The sequence below is a fragment of the Klebsiella sp. C239 genome (genome assembly GCF_048822715.1).
GTDB lineage: Bacteria > Pseudomonadota > Gammaproteobacteria > Enterobacterales > Enterobacteriaceae > Klebsiella > Klebsiella quasipneumoniae.
In genome coordinates this window covers 588,158-607,905 of the sequence record NZ_JBMEZK010000003.1, presented here as the reverse complement: position 1 = coordinate 607,905, position 19,748 = coordinate 588,158, and the positions used below count along the sequence as shown (strand labels likewise).

Sequence of the window (19,748 nt, the reverse complement as noted above, 5' to 3'; positions counted from 1 at the left end):
CATCAAGGGTATCCCTTAAGCATAGCAGGAGCGGGAGGGGCGATTATGCCAGCCAGTCGAGGATTTTGGCTTCAATGCCGGCGGCATCAAGGCCGAGGTCGGCGCGGATCTCTTCCTGAGTGCCCTGCGGAATAAAGACATCCGGCAGGCCAATATTGAGTACCGGTACCGCCCGGCGATGGGCCATCAGCACTTCATTCACGCCGCTGCCGGCGCCGCCCATAATGGCGTTCTCTTCCAGCGTCACCAGAACGTCGTGCTCGCCTGCCAGCTGCAGGATCAGCGCGGTATCCAGCGGCTTCACAAAGCGCATATCCACCAGGGTGGCGTTGAGTTTGTCCGCCACCGCCGCGGCTTCCGGCAGCAGGGTGCCGAAGTTAAGGATCGCTACCTTCTCGCCCTGGCGCTTCACGACCCCTTTGCCGATCGGCAGCGATGCCAGCGGCTCCAGCGTCGCGCCGGTGCCGCTGCCGCGCGGATAGCGCACCGCGCAGGGTCCGTCGCTGTAGTGGTAGCCGGTGTGCAGCATCTGGCGGCATTCATTTTCATCGCTCGGCGTCATCACCACCATATCCGGAATACAGCGCAGGAAGGAGAGATCGAACGCCCCCTGATGCGTCTGGCCGTCTGCGCCGACAATCCCGGCGCGGTCGATGGCAAACAGCACCGGCAGCTTCTGAATAGCCACATCGTGGATCACCTGATCGTAGGCTCGCTGCAGGAACGTGGAGTAGATGGCGACGACGGGCTTGTAGTCGCCAATCGCCAGTCCGGCGGCGAAGGTGACCGCATGCTGCTCGGCGATGGCGACGTCAAAGTACTGATCGGGGAATTTCTTCGAAAATTCCACCATCCCTGAACCTTCGCGCATCGCCGGGGTGATGGCCATCAGCTTGCTATCTTTGGCCGCCGTTTCGCACAGCCAGTCGCCGAAGATTTTCGAGTAGGAGGGGAGACCGCCGCTGCTTTTGGGCAGCACGCCGCTGGTATGGTCGAACTTCGGCACCGCGTGGAAAGTGATCGGGTCTTTCTCGGCGGGCTCATAGCCGCGGCCTTTTTTGGTCATAATATGCAGGAACTGCGGGCCCTTCAGGTCACGCATGTTCTTCAGAGTGCTGACCAGACCGAGCACATCGTGGCCATCCACCGGGCCGATGTAGTTAAAGCCCAGCTCTTCAAACAGCGTCCCTGGCACCACCATGCCTTTGATATGCTCTTCGGTCCGCTTAAGCAGCTCTTTAATCGGCGGTACGCCGGAGAAGACCTTTTTGCCGCCTTCGCGCAGGGTGGAGTAGAGCTTACCGGAGAGCAGCTGCGCCAGATGATTGTTCAGCGCGCCGACGTTCTCGGAGATCGACATTTCATTGTCATTCAGCACCACCAGCAGATCGGGTTTGATATCTCCGGCGTGGTTCATCGCCTCAAACGCCATGCCGGCGGTGATCGCCCCGTCGCCAATCACGCACACCGCGCGCCGCTGCTTATCCTCTTTCGCGGCGGCGATAGCCACCCCGATGCCAGCGGAAATGGAGGTGGAGGAGTGACCGACGCTCAGTACGTCGTACTCGCTCTCACCGCGCCACGGGAAGGGGTGCAGGCCGCCTTTCTGGCGAATGGTGCCGATTTTGTCGCGGCGGCCGGTCAGAATTTTATGCGGGTAGGCCTGGTGGCCGACGTCCCAGATCAGGCGATCGAAGGGCGTGTTATAGACGTAGTGCAGCGCCACGGTCAGTTCCACGGTGCCGAGGCCAGAGGCAAAGTGACCGCTGGAGCGGCTGACGCTGTCCAGCAGGTAGCGCCGCAGCTCATCACACAGCTTCGGCAGGCTCTCTTTTGGCAACAGGCGCAACTCCTGGGTGGAATCTACCAGCGCCAGGGTCGGGTATTTGGCAATATCAAAACTCATCAGAGACTCATTTATTGTTTATTTATCGCGCTGAATAATGTAATTCGCGAGCGCTTCCAGTGCCGAAGTATCCAGAGATTGTGCGGCCAGTTCATCTAACGACCGGCGGGCATCAGCGATCAGGTCGTGCGCTTTCTTCCGGGCTTGCTCAAGGCCCAGGAGGGCGGGATAGGTGCTTTTACCCAATTGCTGGTCGGCACCCTGACGTTTGCCAAGGGTCGCAGTATCCCCTACCACGTCGAGAATGTCATCCTGGACCTGGAAGGCCAGGCCGATATTTTCCGCATAGCGATCCAGCGCGGGAAGGGCGGCGCGCCCACGTTCGCCGGCGCTCAGCGCCCCCATGCGGACGGCGGCGCGGATCAGCGCGCCCGTTTTGTGGCGGTGGATACGCTCCAGCGCCTGCAGATTCACCTGCTGTCCTTCCGCCTGCAGATCCAGCGCCTGGCCGCCGCACATGCCCGCCACGCCGCTGGCCTGCGCCAGTTCGGAAACCATCGCCAGACGATCCCGGTCAGGGACGTCCGTCATCGGCGCATCACTGAGTATAGAGAACGCCAGCGTTTGCAGGGCATCTCCCGCAAGAATTGCGTTGGCTTCGCCAAATTTAATATGGCAGGTCGGCAGTCCGCGACGCAGATCGTCATCATCCATCGCCGGCAAATCATCATGCATCAGGGAATAAGCATGAATGCATTCGACCGCGGCGGCAGGGGCGTCCAGCGTGGTGCGGCTCACGCCGAACATCTCGCCGGTAGCGTAGACAAGGAAGGGACGCAGGCGTTTACCGCCTAAGAGTGCGCCATAATGCATCGCTTCCACCAGCGGAGTGTTCTGAAAGGGCTGCGGCGCGATAAAACGGCGCAGCGCCTCGTTAGCCTGTTCCACACAGGCCTGCAATTGTTGCGGGAAATCCATTTATTCAGCGTCCGGCGTAAAAGGCGTGGTCGGGGAATCTTCACTATCCGCCAGCAGGATCTGCACGCGCTGTTCGGCCTGCTGTAGCTGGCTTTGCCCCTGGCGGGCCAGCTGGACCCCGCGCTCAAATTCGCTGAGCGCTTCTTCTAACGGCAAATCGCCGCTTTCCAGACGGTTAACGATCTGCTCCAGTTCGCCCAGCGCAGTTTCAAAGCTGGCCGGGGCCTCATTTTTCTTTGGCATAGTGAATGTAGACTCTTGTTATGTCGCGACGGCAATACCGGGTATGGTAACGAAGTCACGCGTGTAAGCAAATAACGCGCAATGGTGATATACTCCGCGCCCAGGATGCAGGCACCGGTGTGCGCTGCTTTACAACTTTTGCTTAAAGCCCCGTCGGGCTTGCCAACGAACTATTGTCGCCATGAAGTTTATCATTAAATTGTTCCCGGAAATCACCATCAAAAGCCAATCTGTGCGGTTGCGCTTCATTAAAATCTTAACCGGGAACATTCGTAACGTTCTCAAAAACTATGACGAGACGCTGGCCGTCGTTCGTCATTGGGATCATATCGAAGTTCGCGCGAAAGATGAAAATCAGCGCCCGGCTATTCGCGATGCGCTGACCCGTATTCCCGGCATCCACCATATTCTGGAAGTCGAAGACGTACCGTTCACCTCCCTGCACGATATTTTTGAGCAGACGCTGCCGCTGTGGCGCGAGGCGCTGGAAGGCAAAACCTTCTGCGTGCGGGTGAAGCGTCGCGGCAAACATGAATTCACCTCAATTGAGGTGGAGCGCTACGTCGGCGGCGGCCTGAATCAGCATATTGAAACGGCGCGCGTGAAGCTGACCGACCCGGACGTCACCGTCAATCTTGAGATTGAAAACGATCGCCTGCTGCTGGTGAAAGGCCGCTATGAAGGTATCGGCGGCTTCCCGATCGGCACGCAGGAAGATGTGCTGTCGCTGATTTCCGGCGGCTTTGACTCCGGCGTCTCCAGCTACATGCTGATGCGCCGCGGCTGCCGTGTGCACTACTGCTTCTTTAACCTTGGCGGTGCCGCCCATGAGATTGGCGTCCGCCAGGTCGCGCATTATCTGTGGAACCGCTTCGGCAGTTCACACCGCGTTCGCTTTGTGGCGATTAACTTTGAGCCGGTGGTCGGCGAAATCCTCGAAAAAGTGGATGACGGTCAGATGGGCGTGGTGCTTAAGCGCATGATGGTCCGCGCCGCGTCAAAGGTCGCGGAACGCTACGGCGTGCAGGCGCTGGTCACCGGCGAAGCGTTGGGCCAGGTCTCCAGTCAGACTCTCACCAACCTGCGCCTGATCGACAACGTCTCCGATACCCTGATCCTGCGTCCGCTGATTTCGCACGATAAAGAGCACATCATCGACCTGGCCCGCGAGATCGGCACGGAAGATTTCGCCCGCACCATGCCGGAGTACTGCGGCGTGATCTCCAAAAGCCCGACCGTGAAGGCGGTGAAGGCGAAGATTGAAGCGGAAGAAGAACACTTCGATTTCAGCATCCTCGATAAAGTGGTGGAAGAGGCGAGCAATATCGATATCCGCGAAATCGCCCAGCAGACGGAAGAGACGGTGGTGGAAGTGGAAACCGTGACCGGCTTTGGCGCCAACGATGCGATCCTCGACATTCGCTCCATCGACGAGCAGGAAGACAAGCCGCTGAAGGTCGAGGGGGTTGAGGTCGTTTCCCTGCCGTTCTACAAGCTGAGCACCAAATTTGGCGATCTCGATCAGAGCAAAACCTGGCTGCTATGGTGCGAACGCGGGGTGATGAGCCGTCTGCAGGCGCTTTATCTGCGCGAGCAGGGTTTCAGCAACGTAAAAGTTTATCGCCCGTAACAGGTTGTTATGATGCAAAAGGCCTTCCCTGATGGAAGGCCTTTTTACTATTGGCAGGGGCGTGTATTAGCGCAGGGTCAGCGCCAGGTCATTCAGCTGATCGATGACAATATTCCAGCCCTCGAAAAATCCCATCTGCTCATGCTGCTCGCGGGTTTCATCGTCGGCATGCAGCACCGTGGCCATATAGCGACACCCGCCCTGTTCATCGGCAAAGGTGATGATAGCCGTCATCGCGAAGGGGGAAACGGCGGGACGATAATCCGCCGTCAGCATCGAGGTCATGACGATTTTTTGTTGCGGGATAACCTCAAGAAAACAGCCGGGGTTATCGCTGCGTTCACCGTCAGGGCCGTGCATCACGGTGTGAAAGGCCCCGCCGGCGCGAAAATCAAAGGCCAGCACCTTGGTTTGCCAGGGCTTCGGGCACCACCAGGTTTTGAGTAATGCCGGGTCGGCCCACGCGCGCCACAGGGCAGGGACGGGCGCGCTGAGCAGGCGGCTGATAACAAGATCGCGAGAATCGGTTGCGCTTCGGGACATGCTACGACTCCTCAGGAAAAGGGGAGCCAGTCCGCGGCGCGGACCGGCTATCAGGCTTCGTAGTAATTATAGATGCCGGCGGCCATCACCAGCTGCGAGGCGACCTCATACGCTTTCTCGCGCCCCACCAGCAGATCGATCATTTTCAGGGCGAAATCAATCGATGTTCCCGGCGCCTGGCTGGTTAACAGATTCACCCGTGGATCCCAGACCACCCGTTTATCCTGCCACTGATCGGCGGGGATATGATCCTTCAGCGCCGGAAAACCGGTCATGTTGCCGATCGGGAACAGCTGATGGGGCACCAGCACGGTCGCCGGGGCGGCACAGATGGCGGCCACAATGCGCCCGGAGAGATGGAACTGTCGGACGGTTTCCACCAGCAACGGGCTGTCGCGGAAGCACTCTGCGCCCTTGATACCGCCCGGGAGGACGATGATATCGAAATCGCCATCGGCCACCTCGACCAGCGGGGCATCCGCCAGCAGTTTGACGCCGCGCGAGCAGACGATGGTCAGGTTGCCGTCGCTGGCGACGCTGGCGGTGGTCACTTTGACTCCGCCGCGGACCAGCAGGTCGATGGTGGTGACCGCTTCGGTCTCTTCGCTACCAGGGGCGAGGCAAATCAGTGCCGACGCGCTCATATTCATTCTCCTTACGCTTGACCAGTTCAAATAAGCGGGCGTTTTCCGGTACGGCAACGCCGTGGGCGCGGGCGCGGTTGAGCAGAAAACCGGTGATATAGTCGATCTCCGTGTGCCGCTGGGCGCGAACGTCCTGCAGCATGGATGAGATATTTTCTGCCGTACTTTCAATCACCTGTTCGACATAAAATAGCAGGTTTTCCGCCGAGGTATGAATACCTTCGCGCTCCATCACTGCCGCCACCTCGCGACAAATGGCCGCAACTTCCTGCGGATAGTCGCGCAGATCGCCGTTTTTACATCCTTTTAGCGCGGTCAGGGGGTTAATCACGCAGTTAACCGCCAGCTTGCGCCAGGTGGCCGAGAAGATATTGTTGTGCCAGGCGACATCCGGCAGCACGCTCTGCAGCACTTCAGCGAGGTAGCTGTAGTCCTCTTCGTAGCTTTTCGCCGGCCCGATATGCGTGGTGCCCTGGGCGACGTGGATGATGACATTCCCGTCGCGGCGCGCCGCCTGGGTGGTGGAGGCCAGCAGCAACGGCTGTTTCACGCTGCGCAGCTCCTCGACGGTTCCCATGCCGTTATGCACCAGCACAATCGGCGTGGTGACCGGCAGGATCGCGGCCAGGTGCTTCACCGCGTTTGAAACCTGCCAGGCTTTTAAGGTGACAATCAGCAGCTCGCTGCTGGCAAGGAAATCGGGGTCGTTGGCCGTCAGCGACTCGTTGAACACCGAGCCGTCGGTTTCAATGACGTTGACGCTACAGAATGGCTGCGGTACGCGTAGCCAGCCCTGGACTTCATGTCCCTGTTTGCACAACGCGGTCAGCCATAGTTGTCCCAGTGCACCGCATCCCAGTACGGTTACTTTCATTGTTCCTCCTCATCTGCCGCTACCCCAGGCGCTGATGGCTAAAGTATATCTCGTCGCTTTTCGCATCGTCGGACGGAAAGGGGGTTTCGGCGTCGTCGGGCAGCATGGGGAAAATAGCGCGAGCGTTGCGTAATCAGCTAAGCTTCCGGGATAACAAGTTGAGTTATGCCGCGTTGCAGGTATTATGCAACGCAAAAGAAACGGAAGGAGAGGAAAAGATGCCATCTTTCGATATTGTCTCTGAAGTTGATCTTCAGGAAGCCCGTAACGCGGTGGACAACGCGAGCCGCGAAGTCGAGTCGCGTTTTGATTTTCGTGGCGTTGAAGCCACGTTTGAATTAAACGACGCCAACAAGACCATTAAAGTGCTGAGCGAGTCTGACTTCCAGGTGAATCAGCTGCTGGATATCCTGCGCGCCAAGCTGCTCAAGCGCGGCATTGAAGGCACCTCCCTCGACGTGCCGGAAGATATCGTACACAGCGGTAAAACCTGGTTTGTTGAAGCGAAGCTGAAACAGGGCATTGAAAGCGCGGTGCAGAAGAAGATCGTTAAACTGATCAAAGACAGCAAGCTGAAAGTGCAGGCCCAGATTCAGGGCGAAGAGATCCGCGTGACCGGTAAGTCCCGCGACGATCTGCAGTCGGTGATGGCGCTGGTGCGCGGTGGCGATCTGGGACAACCGTTCCAGTTCAAAAACTTCCGCGACTAAGGCGGCAGACTGACAGCAAAAAGCGGGGAATTCCCCGCTTTTTTTATACCCCTTTGATGAGCTGCTCTATCTCGAAGCGGTTGGTGACCTTGCTGTCGATTTTGATATACACCGAGCGCTCCTCGGGCACCACCAGCGCCTGATGAACCCCGCTGGCGCTGAGCAGACGCGCCTGCAGCGCGCTGTCGACCACCACGCCGTCCGGTACCTCCACCCGCAGACTGCTGACGTAGGGCGGCTCGCTCATGGTGCTGGCCACCAGCAGCCACAGCATCGCCAGCAGCGCGCCCAGCAGAAACACGGTCTGTGAATCAAAGAAACCATCGACCCAGCCGCCAAGGGCGCCGCCAATCGCCACCCCGAGGAACTGGCTGGTGGAGTAGACGCCCATCGCGGTGCCTTTATAGCCCGCCGGCGACTCTTTGCTAATCAATGACGGCAGTAGCGCTTCCAGCAGGTTAAACGCCAGGAAGAAGAGCTGAACGCCCGCTACCAGTTCCCAGAAGTAGCCTCCGGCGCCCCAGAGGACAATTTCCGCAATCAGCAGGATGGCCACGCAGAGCAAAAAGACGCGCTTCATCTTGCGCTTCACTTCGGCGTAGATAATAAACGGCACCACCGAGATGAAGGAGATAACCATGGTGACCAGGTAAATCTTCCAGTGCTCGGCGGCCGGGAAGCCGGCAGCCTCCAGCTGTCCGGGCAGCGCGACAAACGTGGACATCAGCATGATGTGCAGGCACATGATGCCAAAGTTGAGCTTCAGCAGGCGCGGCTCCGCCAGAACCTTGCTAAAGCAGCCCTTCACCATCCCGGATTCGCGGTTAAGCACATGATTCTGGCTGTTGGGAACCACCCACAGGGTGAGCAGGATGCCGACGGTCGCCAGGATGGCGATCATCCAGAACAGGGCGTGCAGGCCCAGCTGATGGGTAATAATCGGCCCCAGCACCATGGCGATAGCGAAAGTGACGCCGAAGCTGACGCCAATAAACGCCATCGCTTTGGTGCGGTTCTGTTCGCGGGTGAGATCGGAGAGCAGGGCCATGACCGCGGCGGCGATGGCGCCGGAACCCTGCAGGGCGCGGCCAAGAATGATGCCCCAAATGGAGTCGGTGAGCGCGGCGATGACGCTGCCGAGCACGAAGATAAGCAGGCCGCCGACGATCAACGGCTTACGGCCAATACGGTCAGATAACAGTCCGAAGGGGATCTGGAACACCGCCTGCGCCAGACCGTAGATGCCGATCGCCAGGCCAATCAGCGCTTCACTGGCGCCCTGCAATGCCATGCCATACGTGGTCAGAACCGGCAGGACCATAAACATGCCAAGCATGCGCAGGGAGAATACCGTCCCCAAACCCCAGGTCGCGCGCAGTTCCCCTGGCGTCATTTTGTTATCGTTCATTACCACCTCAATATAAAAACTGCGCCTAGTGTAGCGGCGGGGGGTAAGAAGCGTAAATAAATGTTTGTTTAACAGATATTACGGGGCTGTTGCGCGATGCGACAAGTTGGTAAAAATCAATAAACCAGTGGAGGGGGACTCCACTGGCGAGGGGGAAAATTAAGGTAAAGTAAAGTCAACCCACTGGCTGCCGGCATCAGCCGATTTGACGCACTGCTCGACCCAGTAGACGCCGTGTAGCCCGGCTTCGACGTCCGGATACCAGAAGTCTTGCAGGAAGGCGCGATCGTCACGGTCCGTGGCGTCAATCGCCTGCGCATAGCGGCGATAGAGATTGGCCCAGGCTTCAAACAGCCCTTCCGGGTGGCCGCCGCCGATGCGATCGTCCGCCAGCGCGTTTGCGCTCAGGTAGGGCATCCCGCGTTCCAGAATGCGCGCCGGCTCGCCCTGCACCTCATAGCTGAGCTGGTTAGGATGCTCATCCCACCATTCGATACTCGCCTTTTCGCCGACGATGCGCACTTTTTGCGAGTGCATGGCGCCGCTGTTCACCGCGCTGGTCCACATCGAGCCAACCGCGCCGTTGTCATACTCCATCAGGACAAAGGCGTTATCTTCCAGCGGCGCGCGGGAGGGGACAAAGCTCTGGCGGGAGCACATCAGCCGTTTGATATTGAGCTGCGGCGCCATGGTTTCGGCGACAAACAGGGGATGGGTGGCCAGATCCCCCAGCACATAGCTGGGCCCGGCGAACTTCGGCGTTACGCGCCAGCGGGTGGATTCTGCCTGCAGCTCGACGGCCTGGTTATGAAAGCCGTGGGCGAACTGCATATTGACGATGCGGATCTCGCCGAGCAGCCCATCGGCAATCATCTGCCGCGCCTGCTGGATCATCTGATAGCCGGCGTAGCCGTAGGTGACGCCGACGATTTTGTTCTGTTTTTTGCTCAGGTCCACCAGCTCGCGCGCCTCTTCGGCGGTAAAGCAGAGGGGCTTTTCACAGATGACGTGGAGGCCCGCTTCCAGCGCCGCTTTGGTGATGGCGAAATGGGTATTGTTCGGGGTGGTGACCGAGACGACCTCGATCCCGTCAGGACGGCGGGCTTCTTCACGAAACAGGGTCTGGTAGTCGGCGTAGCAGCGCTCCGGCGCGATGCCCAGCTGTTCACCAAACGCGCGCCCGCGCTCGGCATCAACGTCAAGCGCGCCGGCCAGCAGGGTGTAAACATTGTCACGCAGCGCCGCACAGCGGTGGCTGTAGCCGATCTGGCTGGTTCCCCCGCCGCCGACCATGCCCCAACGCAGGGAACGGGATAAGGGTTTCAGACCGTTTAACATGGTGCTCTCCTTTTTGAAATCATTCGCACTCTGAGGCGCTCAATGCCGACGCCTGCGGCAACGCGCATCCGGATAAACTGACCTAAACTTAAGGAAATGTTTGTTCTGTTTCAATTGTTGTGTGGAATTTATTTTTCATATATGCGAAGGGGATCGAATAAGCAGAAGTTTATTTTCTGCTGGCTTGAAAAGAGGAGAGGGGAAACAACGGCAATGGGTGCAGGCCGGACGGTTGTGGAGTACTTTTCGTTACACGGCAAGATGAAATAAATGTTCTTTTTAGCCGCAGCGCGCGGTGCAATCCGCAGATTGCACCGGAGGAAGGATACCGCATTACGCTCCGCGCACAGACGCGGGGGCTGGCGAAGCGGCGGGAGGATTACCTGCGGCGAAGATGCCCTTCGCCGCCAGGCCTGCGACGGTGAGGGCAGCCGGGATGCCGAGGATCAAAAAGACGCTTTCGAAGGGCAGGTTGAGCGCCATCATCTCAGCGCCGGCAAAGGCGCTGAGGATCGCGCCGATCCGCCCGACGCCGTGCATCCAGCTGGAGCCGGTCGCCCGCGCCTGCGTGGGGTAGTAACGGGCGGAGAGGGCGTTCATGCCCGTATTGGCGCCGTTCAGGCAGGCGCCGCTGATAAACGCCAGCATGCAGAGCAAGGCAAAGCTGCCCGCGGCGTAGCCCATCGCCATGGTAAACAGGCCGCCGACGGCGTAGATCATTCCCAGCGCGCGATGGGGATTGATGCGGTCCATCAGCCAGCCGGCAAACAGCGAGCCGAGTGTGCCTCCCGCCTGGTAGATCGCCGTCATCACGGCCGCCTGGCTGACGGTAAGCCCGACCTCCTTAACCAGCGTTGGCAGCCAGCTGCCGAGAATATAGACCAGGAACAGCCCCATAAAATAGACCAGCCATAGCATCAACGAGCCAAAGCCGTACTGGCGGGAGAGCACAATGCGCATCGCGTTGCCGGCCGCCGGCTGCGCCGGCAGGATAAACGTCACGTTGTCGCTGATTTGTCCGGGATAAAGACGATTAAGGATGGCGCGAATGCGCGCCGCTGGCGCTTGTTTGATCACCAGAAAACGAACCGATTCCGGCAGCCGCCAGATAAGCAGGGGGGCGAACAGCAGCGGCAGAATGCCGCCGAGCGCCATCAGCGAGTGCCAGCCAAACTGCGGGATCAGCCATGAGGCGGTGAATCCTCCGGCCGCCGCGCCGAAGGTGAAGCCGCAGAAGATGACGGTAATAATAAATGAGCGCTGGCGTTCCGGGGCGTATTCCGACACCAGCGTCCCGATGTTCGGCATCGCGGCGCCCAGTCCAAGGCCGGTCATAAAGCGGAAGAACATCATCTGCTCAATGTTGTGCGAGAAGGCGGTGGCGATGGTCCAGAAACCGAAGAAGAAAACGCTGTTGATGATGATCTTTTTGCGTCCCAGCCAGTCGGCGAGCGGGCCAGAGAAAATAGCGCCCAGCGCGAGGCCGATCAGCGCGGCGCTGATCACCAGGCCCAGCTGGTGGTTGCTTACCCCCCACTCCAGCTTCAGCGTCGGGGCGATAAAGCCCATGATCGCGATATCAAACCCATCGAGAGCGATAACGCAAAAGCCGAGAAAAATAATCTGCTTTTGAAAGCGGCTCAGCGGGTTACGGTTAATTAACTCTCTGACATCCAGGCGTTGAGTCTGTGTCATAGCGGATTCCTTATGCGCAGGAGCGCAGGTAGGGCTGCGCGGCAGTGAACAGTAATTGCGCCCGCTGGAGGGGCGGCAGGGCGCCCTGCTCGCCGTCGAGCGGCACCTCGAGGGAGACCGGCAGCGTCGCCGGCAGAGCCGACATCAGACCGTACAGATCCAAACCGCCTTCCCCCGGCACGTTGCGCGCTGAGCGGGCCTGGCGGATGAGCTCCTGCTCGCTTTCCGGCCGCTGCGCCGCGCCATCGCAGAGCTGCATATAGTTCAGATGATGCGCGGGCAGGCTGGAGAGGGCGGCGAGCGATTCTCCCGCGCGCCAGAAATGAAGGGCGTCCACCAGGATGCCAATATCCTCCCGCCCGCTGGCGGCGATCAGCGCCTGCGCATCGGCGATCGTGCGCAGCTGGGTCCAGGGCATTGGCTCAAGGTTCATGGTCAGGCCAAACGGGCGGCCGGCCGCGGCGAGAGTGGCCAGGTTGTCGGCGCTGCGCTGCAGGTTGTCGTCATTCCCGGCGACTAACACCTGCCCGGCGCCAAGCCGCGCGGCGGTCTCCATAAAGCGCAGCAGCCGATCGTCGAGGGTAAACCCCGGGCTCAGGCGGACGATCTCCACGTCCGAGACGCGGATGCCGGTTTCCATCAGCGCGGCCAGGGTCGCGCGGACGGCGGGGGTATCGCCCAGCATATCGTAGTCCGGGTCGGCGGGGGTGGCGGGCAGCAGCCGCAGACCCACGTGGGTAAAACCGGTTCTGGCCGCTATCCGCACCTGTTCGGGGGGAGAGACATCGAGCAGGCTCAGCGCGGCGAGCGATAGGGTACGCATGTTCATAAATGGCTCCGGTTCAGTTGCAGGTGAAGTTAGCCAGGGGTATTGCCGTCCCTGGCTTTTATTGCTTTGTTTTTATTGTGTTTTCAGCCAGTTTTTTGCCCACCAGGTAGCCGAAGGTCATCGCCGGCCCGAGGGTGATCCCTCCGCTGGGGTAATAGCCGCGCATCACGCTCGACATGTCGTTGCCGATGGCGAACAGGCCCGGTATCGGCTGCTGCTGCCCGTCCAGCACCCGAGCGTGTTCGTCGGTTTGCAATCCGCTGAAGGTGCCCAGCGAGCCGGGCAGAATGCGCACCGCGTAGAACGGCCCTTCGCGCAGCGGTCCGAGCGTCACCTGATGGTCACCCTGCGCGCGGTTATAGGCCGATGCGCCGCGGTGAAAATCGACGTCTTCACCGGTGCTGGCGAAGTGATTAAAGCGTTCAACGGTTTCCGCCAGCGCATCGGTATCGATGGCGCAAAGTTTCGCCAGCTCGGCCAGGGTGTTTCCTCGCAGCAGATAGCCGGTACGCAGCCAGGCGGTAGGGGTGAACGGGAAGGGCCTGGCGTGGCCCAGGCCATAGCGGCGCAGCGCGCGCCGATCGGCCAGCAGCCAGGCCTGCGGCGTGTCGCCCACGGGCGTCGCCGCCAGCAGGGCGGCGATAAAGTCGTGATAGGAATCGGCCTCGTTAACAAAGCGTTGGCCGTTAGGCAGGACGGCGATCACCCCGGGCTTGGCTCGCTCCACCAGATGGGGAAACATCAGCTGCTGGCCGCTGGCGAGGGTGACGCGGGACACCGGCGCCCAGGCCAGCGGGTGGCGCAGGCGGGTATCGAACTGGCCGCCGACGGATTCGCCAAGGCGGATCCCCTCGCCCTGATTGTCAGGCGGCGCGGCGGAGAAATGGCCGTAGCCCTCCGCGGCGTGAGGCACCACCTGCGCCAGGCGCTGCCGATCGTGGGGAAAACCGCCGCATGCCAGCACCACGGCGCCCGCTTCGACGTGCATCTCCCCGTCATCGCTGCGCAGCACCGCGCCGGACACGCCCTGCGGCCCCTGCAGCAGCCGAACCGCAGGCGCATTGAGTTGAAAGCGCACTCCGGCGTCGAGGGCGGATCGCAGCAGACGGGCGACCAGCGCATTGCCATTGACCAGATGCTGCCCCCGTCCGGCGCGCAGCCGCTGCCAGCCGTGGCGCAGCAGGCGGCGGGCGGCATACAGCGCGGAGCGCGGCGAGCGGGTGGCGTTAAAAAAATGCGCCATGTCCGCGCCGCCGGCGATGCCCATCCCGGCCAGGCTGATGGTCTCCAGCGGCGGGCGCAGTCGGTGGAGCCAGTCGCCGAGCAGGCGGCCATCGTAGGGCTGAGCGGTCACCGACCGCCCACCGTTCGCCGCGCCCGGCGACGCGTGAAAGTCCGGCATGGCGCTGCCCGACAGAAACTTCACCGCCGTCCGCTGATGAAAAAACTCCACCATTTCCGGCCCGTGACGCAGGAAGGTCTGCAGGCGAACGTCGGCGGCTTCGCCCCCCATCTCATGCTGCAGATAGGTCAGCGGAGCATCGGCCGCTTCGTCGATGCCCTCCGCCCGCGCCAGCGGGTTGCGGGGGATCCACAGCCAGCCGCCGGACCAGGCGCTGGTTCCGCCGAGCACTGACGCCTTCTCCGCCACCATGACGCTGGCGCCGTGCATTGCCGCGGTGACCGCGGCAGAGAGTCCCGCCGCGCCGGAGCCGACCACCAGCATATCCACCTTCACAGGCCCGCTCATGATGGACTCCTTACTGCAATGGTGAAAAAGCGGTGGGGCGCATCAGCACCGACTCGAGGCGCTCCACGGCGGCCAGTTCGCGATTTTTCCGCGAGAAGGTCTGCCAGCGCTCGTCCTGGGCCATCCGCGCGCGGCGTACCAGGCGATCGTCCAGGCTTTCGTAAGCCCAGATGTGCACTACCTGATTGACCACGCCGATCTCGGTAAAAAAGAAGCCGATCAGTTTGCCGAGATGGTCAGTTTGCACCGCCAGGGCATCGCTTTGGTACAGCGCCAGCCAGTCGGCCATTTTCAGCGGATTGATGGTGTAGGTGCGTTTTTCGTAGATCATGATGTTTTCCTGATTAGTGGGTGGCGGGTTGCGCCAGATGGCAGGCGGCGAGGTAGCCAAACGTCAGCCCCGGGCCAAGGGTGATGCCGGGACCCGGGTAGGTGCCGGCCATCAGCGAATCCATGTCGTTTCCCACCGCGTACAGCCCCGCGATAGGCTTTCCTTCGGCGTTGACGACCTGGGCATCGGCGGTGGTGACCAGACCCCGGGAAGTCCCCAGATCGCCGGTATAGAGTTTGATGGCATAGAACGGCGCGCTGAGCAGGGGAGCGTTGCAGGCGTCAGGGTGATGGCCCGGATCGCCCATCGCCCGGTTATAGCTGTTGCCGCCTTTGGCAAACTCACGGTCCACGCCCTGCGCGGCGTCACGATTGTAGCGGGCGACCGTCTCGCTCAGGGTGTGGGCATCCAGCCCAAGCTGCTGCGCCAGCGCGGCCAGGGTGTCGGCTTTGTGCAGATAGCCGGCGGCGATCAGGGCGTCATTGTTCACCGGCGCCGGGCGCGCCAGCCCGAGGCCGTAACGCTTCATCGCCTGGGCGTCGCACAGTAAAAAGCAGGGGGCATTCTCCGCGGCACGCTGCATCGCGCTGGCAAAATGGTGATAGGAGCTGGACTCATTAACGAAGCGTACCGCCCGCTGATTGACGGCAATCACGCCCGGCTTGGCCCGGTCAGTCACCAGGTGGGGGAAGCGCTCCTCGCTGCCGTCGGACCGGGTCAGCACCGATACCGGCGCCCAGAAAAAGTTGGATGCCCGATCGGCTCCCTCGCGAGCGTTAAGCGCCGCCGCGAGACGCAGCGCGGCGCCATCATTGGCCGGCGGCGACATGGTGAAGTGCTCTCGGGTGTCAGGCCGATAGCGCGCCGCCAGCGCGCCAGCGGCAAAACCGCCTGCGGCCAGCACCACCCCTCGCCGGGCGTGCAGCGTCTCTCTTTGCCCCTGACACTCGATCTCTACCCCGGTGACCGCGCCTTGCGCTTCGCGCAGCGCCAGAACATTGACATTCAGCCGCAGGCTCATGCCTTTACGCAGCGCCGTGGTCGCCATGCGGGCAATCAGGGCATTGCCCATCGCCAGGCGGGTGCCGCGAGGGTATGTCACCCGGTCGCGGGCATAGCGCAGCAGCAGCTGGGTGCAATGGGCCAGGGAGCGCAGCGAGCGACGCATATCGAGAAAATGTTGAATGTCGACGCGGTTGACCATCATTCCGCCAAACAGCAGCATCCCCGGCGGCGGCGAGCGCAGGTCGCGAAACGCGTCACCCAGTTCACGGCCGTCATACTCCACCACCTCCAGCGCCCGCCCGACGTCGACAGCGCCGGGCTCATCCGGATAGTAATCAGGTGAGAGTGGGCGCAGGCTATATTTCACCGCCCCCTCGCGCTCCAGAAAGGCGAGGGCCTCTCGCCCGGCGCTGATAAACGCCTCGGCGATATCTTCGCGGTAGTGGGCCTCGCCGATAATGGTTCGCAGATAGGTTTTGATCGCTTCGGCGCTACCGCTTTTGCCCGCGGCGCGCGCCTGGTCAGTATCGTGCAGCCACACGGCGCCGCCAGAGATGGCCGAGGTGCCGCCGAACTGACCGGCTTTCTCCAGCATCAGCACCGACAGCCCTTTGCAGCTGGCGGTGACCGCGGCGGCAAAGCCAGCGGCGCCGCTGCCGATGACGATCACGTCCCAGCTCTTCATGCCGCTGCTCCCTGCGCCGGCGGGATGGCGCCGATAAACTGGCCCATCAGCGTCATCTGCGCCAGCGCCATTTCCGGCCCGGTCTGTACCCGGCAGCCGCGGGCGGCGGCGAAGGTGAGCAACGGCGTCATCACCGGGGCGGTGACAACGTCAGCCACGTGGGTGGCGCTGTCGAGCGTCTCCAGCAGCGCCTGCGGCAGGGGCAGCGCATCAAATCCGGCCATGCCGGCCGGCGAGCCGTTGACCAGCAGATCGACGCCGTGCAGGGTGTCCGGCAGCGCGCTCAGTCGCACCGCCGGAAAGGCTTCAGCCAGAAGATCGTGCAGGCGTTGTCGGGTGGCGGGGTTTTGATCGTGCAGAGCCAGCTGACGGAGCCCCGCCTCGCACAATCCCCAGGCGATGGCGCTGCCGACGCCGCCGCAACCGGAGAGCAGCGCCTGCTTACCTGCCGGCTGAAAACCCTGAGCCTCGGCGGCGAGCAGAAAGCCGACGCCGTCCAGCATATCGCCCTGTAACCGGCCATCCGCCAGCTTGCGGATCACATTGATGGCGTTGAGTCGGCGGGCGCGCGGCGTAAGCTCGTCGACCAGCGCGGCGGCGCGTTGTTTATGCGGCACCGTCACCAGCACGCCGCTCATGTTCTGCCAGCCGCGCAGGGCGTTGAGGTAGGCGGCCACCGCGTCCGGGGCGATATCCACCGGGATCATGACGCTGTCCATGTGCTGTTCGGCAAAGTAGCGGTTGAAGTTATCCGGTGATTTCACCTGGGCGATCGGATGACCAATCACGGCGACAACCTGGGTAGTTCCACTGACCATTGCAAACCTCATTTGTTAAATGAATGTTGTGAAAGTATTTCAGTGGAAGCTGGGAGCGACAACGCAGAATTCGGACATGTCGGTTGTTAATCGCACGATCGCTGCGATAATCGCAGGAAATCGATAATGATGTTGCAAAAATGTGAGCGAATATGCAAAACACCATTCATCCTCGCGATCTGATCGTCGGTTTACAAAAAGGGTTGGCGCTCATCCAGCTTTTTTCTAAAACCTGCCCAAAGCTCACCGTCGCTCAGGCGGCGAAAATGAGCGGCCTGACGCAAAGCGCGGCACGACGTTTTCTGTTGACGCTGCTGCATGAGCGCTATTTGCAAACCGATGGGCGCTATTACTGGCTTACCCCGAAGACGCTGCGGCTTGGTCAGGCCTACGTCGATTCGGCGCAGTTTCCCCGCATGGTGCGGCCGATTGTCGAATACATCGCCAGCCGGACCGAGGAGCACGCCTCGGTGGGGGTGGTGGATGAAGATGAACTGGTCTATATCGCCCGCAGCCGTCACACGCCATTTAACTCCACGTCGGTTCGGCTTGGGGAGCGGGTGCCCATCTTTTGTACCGCCGGGGGGCGGTTATGGCTGGCTTCGCTGCCGGAAGCAGAGTGTGAAGCGGTTCTACAGCGCATTACCCGGGAACAACGCACGCCCTATACGGTGACCGACGTCGCGTCGTTGATGGAGAAGATTGCCCAGGTGCGGCGTCAGGGGTATGCCACTATCGAGCAGGAGTTTGAGATTGGTATGCTGGTGCTGGCGGTACCGTTAACCGACAGGGAAGGGACCTGGTGGGGAGCGTTAAGTCTGACCAGTCATCAATCGCGGACTTCGCTGGACGCGTTATGCCGCGACCACCTTGATCTGCTCTATAGCGCGCAGGCGATGCTGGTAAGTTAAACAGGGCAGCCGATGCGCTGCCCTCGGCGAGACGTCGTTTAGGCTGACGCTTTGTTGAGGAAGCTGCTCCAGTCGCTGGCGGCGTTATCGACAAAGGTGTTCCAGCTGGTGCCGGCGGTATTGACGAAGCTACCCCAGTTTTCCTTACCGGTGGTCACGAAGGTTTCCCAGTTTGTCTGACCGGTCAGGAAGGAACCAAACGCCATTGCGCTGTCGCCAACGAATGAGGCGAAGGCGGTACCGGAGGTGAGGACAAACGAGGTGAAGCCGACGGCAGAGTTGGCGACAAAGCTGGCGAAGCCGTTGGCCGCGCCGAACAGGTTAAAGCCGCCGGAGATGTACTCCATTTCGTTCAGTGTTAATTCTTTCATTGCGATTCCTTGTAGTGAATATTTCCCAAACGGGTGTAAACCCGAGGCGAAAAGTAGCATCGCGGGCGCGTGCGGCGCGAGCGATACCCGGTTAGCACAAGCTCATTTTTTCCTCATTTTTTGGGCGTGAGATAGCGAAACCGATGCGGGGGAGGGGAGGGGAAGTATGAAATGAGAAAGGAACCAATTTGCAACAGAAAAGAAAAAGCCCCGTCAAAACGGGGCTTTATATCGTACTGGAGAGCGAGATTATCTCACGTAAGCCAGCAGGCTATGTGAATCCGGCACCATAAAGTCAACGGACATCATCACGGACAGCGCAGTGATGGCGACGATGGAAAAGACGAACAGCTTGCGCGCCCAGACTTTGTCATCTGCCACTTTGTAGCCACGCAGCGCCATACCCAGCCACCAGACGCTGACCGCTGCCGCCACGACCAGGTATTTATACCCGGCGTAACCGCCCAGCGAGAGCATCAGGGTCGCAACGGCAAAGGCGACGATGTACAGCGTAATATGGTTTTTGGCGACCGAAATGCCTTTCACCACCGGCAGCACCGGAATATTCGCCGCCTGATAATCCTTAAAGCGGAAAATCGCGATGGCGTAGGAGTGAGGCATCTGCCACAGGCTAAAGATAGCCAGCAGGATCGCCGCACCGCTGTCGAAATCACCGGTGACCGCGCAGTAGCCAATCACCGGCGGCGCGGCGCCGGAGAGTGAGCCAATCAGCGTGCCGTAGACAGAGTGGCGTTTCATGTACAGGCTGTAGACGCCGACATAAACCACGAACCCCATCACCCCCAGCCAGCAGGCCAGCGGATTTGCGCCGAACCACAGCAGCATAAAGCCAGCAATACCCAGCAAGGTGGCGTACACCAGCGAAGCTTCTGGCGAGATCAGCCCTTTGACCAGCACCCGGTTTTTCGTCCGTTCCATCTTACGATCGATGTCCCGGTCGATGTAGTTGTTGAATACACAACCCGAGGCGACCACCAGGGATACTCCAAGGAGCGTCCAGACGAACAGCGGATAGTCGATGTGGCCTTTGGAGGCCAGCAGGAAACCGCCGATCACGGAGATCAGGTTGCCAAAAATAATGCCTGGTTTCGTAACTTGCAGGTATTGCTTAAACATAC

Annotated in this window: 19 protein-coding genes; 3 read left to right on the top strand and 16 right to left on the bottom strand. The window is 60.7% G+C overall.

What is annotated here, in order from left to right; translation table 11 throughout:
- Positions 1–43: 43 nt before the first annotated feature.
- The 3 genes from dxs to xseB are packed head-to-tail and all read right to left on the bottom strand — an operon-like array spanning position 44 to position 3,067.
- A complete protein-coding gene (dxs, locus tag ACOI6Z_RS11765; RefSeq protein ID WP_023288599.1) occupies positions 44–1,906 on the bottom strand; it encodes a 1-deoxy-D-xylulose-5-phosphate synthase in 1,863 nt (620 codons plus the stop codon).
- Between the two features lie 18 nt (positions 1,907–1,924).
- On the bottom strand, positions 1,925–2,824 hold the full coding sequence (gene ispA, locus ACOI6Z_RS11760) for a (2E,6E)-farnesyl diphosphate synthase (protein ID WP_004204826.1): 900 nt from the start codon (positions 2,822–2,824) through the stop codon (positions 1,925–1,927).
- The gene (gene xseB, locus ACOI6Z_RS11755) at positions 2,825–3,067 is read right to left on the bottom strand and encodes an exodeoxyribonuclease VII small subunit (RefSeq protein WP_004204824.1); all 243 of its coding nucleotides are present in this window, start codon (positions 3,065–3,067) and stop codon (positions 2,825–2,827) included.
- Positions 3,068–3,248: 181 nt separating this feature from the next.
- On the opposite strand from xseB, the gene thiI reads away from it, so the two are divergent.
- Complete coding sequence (gene thiI / locus ACOI6Z_RS11750; RefSeq protein ID WP_004151340.1) at positions 3,249–4,697, top strand: tRNA uracil 4-sulfurtransferase ThiI; 1,449 nt, start codon at positions 3,249–3,251, stop codon at positions 4,695–4,697.
- Between the two features lie 66 nt (positions 4,698–4,763).
- Here the strand turns inward: thiI and ACOI6Z_RS11745 are convergent, their stop codons facing one another.
- The 3 genes from ACOI6Z_RS11745 to panE are packed head-to-tail and all read right to left on the bottom strand — an operon-like array spanning position 4,764 to position 6,758.
- Positions 4,764–5,240, bottom strand: a complete 477-nt coding sequence (locus ACOI6Z_RS11745) for an SRPBCC family protein (protein WP_420687329.1) — start codon at positions 5,238–5,240, stop codon at positions 4,764–4,766.
- Positions 5,241–5,290: 50 nt separating this feature from the next.
- Complete coding sequence (gene yajL / locus ACOI6Z_RS11740) at positions 5,291–5,884, bottom strand: protein deglycase YajL (protein ID WP_023288601.1); 594 nt, start codon at positions 5,882–5,884, stop codon at positions 5,291–5,293.
- Complete coding sequence (gene panE / locus ACOI6Z_RS11735; RefSeq protein ID WP_023288602.1) at positions 5,847–6,758, bottom strand: 2-dehydropantoate 2-reductase; 912 nt, start codon at positions 6,756–6,758, stop codon at positions 5,847–5,849. Before panE ends, yajL begins: the two co-directional genes overlap by 38 nt.
- 218 nt (positions 6,759–6,976) lie before the next feature.
- Here panE and ACOI6Z_RS11730 point away from each other — a divergent pair, with 218 nt between their 5' ends.
- Positions 6,977–7,468, top strand: a complete 492-nt coding sequence (locus tag ACOI6Z_RS11730) for a YajQ family cyclic di-GMP-binding protein (protein ID WP_002891465.1) — start codon at positions 6,977–6,979, stop codon at positions 7,466–7,468.
- Positions 7,469–7,511: 43 nt separating this feature from the next.
- On the opposite strand, the gene ACOI6Z_RS11725 is transcribed toward ACOI6Z_RS11730, so the two are convergent.
- The 8 genes from ACOI6Z_RS11725 to ACOI6Z_RS11690 form a co-directional block, all read right to left on the bottom strand.
- Positions 7,512–8,876 carry an MFS transporter gene (locus ACOI6Z_RS11725; protein ID WP_023288603.1) on the bottom strand — a complete coding sequence of 455 codons (1,365 nt, stop codon included), beginning with the start codon at positions 8,874–8,876 and terminating at the stop codon, positions 7,512–7,514.
- Between the two features lie 159 nt (positions 8,877–9,035).
- On the bottom strand, positions 9,036–10,214 hold the full coding sequence (locus ACOI6Z_RS11720) for a Gfo/Idh/MocA family protein (protein WP_023288604.1): 1,179 nt from the start codon (positions 10,212–10,214) through the stop codon (positions 9,036–9,038).
- Positions 10,215–10,547: 333 nt separating this feature from the next.
- Positions 10,548–11,909, bottom strand: coding sequence for an MFS transporter (locus tag ACOI6Z_RS11715; protein WP_017898923.1), 1,362 nt, complete (start codon positions 11,907–11,909; stop codon positions 10,548–10,550).
- 10 nt (positions 11,910–11,919) lie between these two features.
- Positions 11,920–12,738 carry a sugar phosphate isomerase/epimerase family protein gene (locus tag ACOI6Z_RS11710; protein WP_064155200.1) on the bottom strand — a complete coding sequence of 273 codons (819 nt, stop codon included), beginning with the start codon at positions 12,736–12,738 and terminating at the stop codon, positions 11,920–11,922.
- A gap of 58 nt (positions 12,739–12,796) precedes the next feature.
- A complete protein-coding gene (locus ACOI6Z_RS11705; protein WP_072422249.1) occupies positions 12,797–14,488 on the bottom strand; it encodes an FAD-dependent oxidoreductase in 1,692 nt (563 codons plus the stop codon).
- Positions 14,489–14,498: 10 nt separating this feature from the next.
- Positions 14,499–14,819, bottom strand: coding sequence for an NIPSNAP family protein (locus ACOI6Z_RS11700; RefSeq protein ID WP_004204812.1), 321 nt, complete (start codon positions 14,817–14,819; stop codon positions 14,499–14,501).
- A 13-nt stretch (positions 14,820–14,832) separates the two neighbouring features.
- Positions 14,833–16,509, bottom strand: a complete 1,677-nt coding sequence (locus ACOI6Z_RS11695) for an FAD-dependent oxidoreductase (RefSeq protein ID WP_072422248.1) — start codon at positions 16,507–16,509, stop codon at positions 14,833–14,835.
- Entirely contained in the window at positions 16,506–17,327 is an 822-nt protein-coding gene (locus ACOI6Z_RS11690) for a shikimate dehydrogenase family protein (RefSeq protein WP_044521259.1), read from the bottom strand. Before ACOI6Z_RS11690 ends, ACOI6Z_RS11695 begins: the two co-directional genes overlap by 4 nt.
- A gap of 152 nt (positions 17,328–17,479) precedes the next feature.
- On the opposite strand from ACOI6Z_RS11690, the gene ACOI6Z_RS11685 reads away from it, so the two are divergent.
- Positions 17,480–18,238, top strand: coding sequence for an IclR family transcriptional regulator domain-containing protein (locus ACOI6Z_RS11685; RefSeq protein ID WP_064155197.1), 759 nt, complete (start codon positions 17,480–17,482; stop codon positions 18,236–18,238).
- Between the two features lie 38 nt (positions 18,239–18,276).
- Here ACOI6Z_RS11685 and ACOI6Z_RS11680 read toward each other — a convergent pair whose 3' ends face one another.
- The gene (locus tag ACOI6Z_RS11680; RefSeq protein WP_023288611.1) at positions 18,277–18,609 is read right to left on the bottom strand and encodes a hypothetical protein; all 333 of its coding nucleotides are present in this window, start codon (positions 18,607–18,609) and stop codon (positions 18,277–18,279) included.
- A gap of 249 nt (positions 18,610–18,858) precedes the next feature.
- On the bottom strand, positions 18,859–19,746 hold the full coding sequence (gene cyoE, locus ACOI6Z_RS11675) for a heme o synthase (RefSeq protein ID WP_002891629.1): 888 nt from the start codon (positions 19,744–19,746) through the stop codon (positions 18,859–18,861).
- Positions 19,747–19,748: the final 2 nt, after the last annotated feature.

Coding starts and splice junctions, on each gene's coding strand:
- dxs (WP_023288599.1), bottom strand. CDS start 1,906: ATGAGTTTTGATATTGCCAAATACCCGACCCTGGCGCTGGTAGATTCC.
- ispA (WP_004204826.1), bottom strand. CDS start 2,824: ATGGATTTCCCGCAACAATTGCAGGCCTGTGTGGAACAGGCTAACGAG.
- xseB (WP_004204824.1), bottom strand. CDS start 3,067: ATGCCAAAGAAAAATGAGGCCCCGGCCAGCTTTGAAACTGCGCTGGGC.
- thiI (WP_004151340.1), top strand. CDS start 3,249: ATGAAGTTTATCATTAAATTGTTCCCGGAAATCACCATCAAAAGCCAA.
- ACOI6Z_RS11745 (WP_420687329.1), bottom strand. CDS start 5,240: ATGTCCCGAAGCGCAACCGATTCTCGCGATCTTGTTATCAGCCGCCTG.
- yajL (WP_023288601.1), bottom strand. CDS start 5,884: ATGAGCGCGTCGGCACTGATTTGCCTCGCCCCTGGTAGCGAAGAGACC.
- panE (WP_023288602.1), bottom strand. CDS start 6,758: ATGAAAGTAACCGTACTGGGATGCGGTGCACTGGGACAACTATGGCTG.
- ACOI6Z_RS11730 (WP_002891465.1), top strand. CDS start 6,977: ATGCCATCTTTCGATATTGTCTCTGAAGTTGATCTTCAGGAAGCCCGT.
- ACOI6Z_RS11725 (WP_023288603.1), bottom strand. CDS start 8,876: ATGAACGATAACAAAATGACGCCAGGGGAACTGCGCGCGACCTGGGGT.
- ACOI6Z_RS11720 (WP_023288604.1), bottom strand. CDS start 10,214: ATGTTAAACGGTCTGAAACCCTTATCCCGTTCCCTGCGTTGGGGCATG.
- ACOI6Z_RS11715 (WP_017898923.1), bottom strand. CDS start 11,909: ATGACACAGACTCAACGCCTGGATGTCAGAGAGTTAATTAACCGTAAC.
- ACOI6Z_RS11710 (WP_064155200.1), bottom strand. CDS start 12,738: ATGAACATGCGTACCCTATCGCTCGCCGCGCTGAGCCTGCTCGATGTC.
- ACOI6Z_RS11705 (WP_072422249.1), bottom strand. CDS start 14,488: ATGAGCGGGCCTGTGAAGGTGGATATGCTGGTGGTCGGCTCCGGCGCG.
- ACOI6Z_RS11700 (WP_004204812.1), bottom strand. CDS start 14,819: ATGATCTACGAAAAACGCACCTACACCATCAATCCGCTGAAAATGGCC.
- ACOI6Z_RS11695 (WP_072422248.1), bottom strand. CDS start 16,509: ATGAAGAGCTGGGACGTGATCGTCATCGGCAGCGGCGCCGCTGGCTTT.
- ACOI6Z_RS11690 (WP_044521259.1), bottom strand. CDS start 17,327: ATGGTCAGTGGAACTACCCAGGTTGTCGCCGTGATTGGTCATCCGATC.
- ACOI6Z_RS11685 (WP_064155197.1), top strand. CDS start 17,480: ATGCAAAACACCATTCATCCTCGCGATCTGATCGTCGGTTTACAAAAA.
- ACOI6Z_RS11680 (WP_023288611.1), bottom strand. CDS start 18,609: ATGAAAGAATTAACACTGAACGAAATGGAGTACATCTCCGGCGGCTTT.
- cyoE (WP_002891629.1), bottom strand. CDS start 19,746: ATGTTTAAGCAATACCTGCAAGTTACGAAACCAGGCATTATTTTTGGC.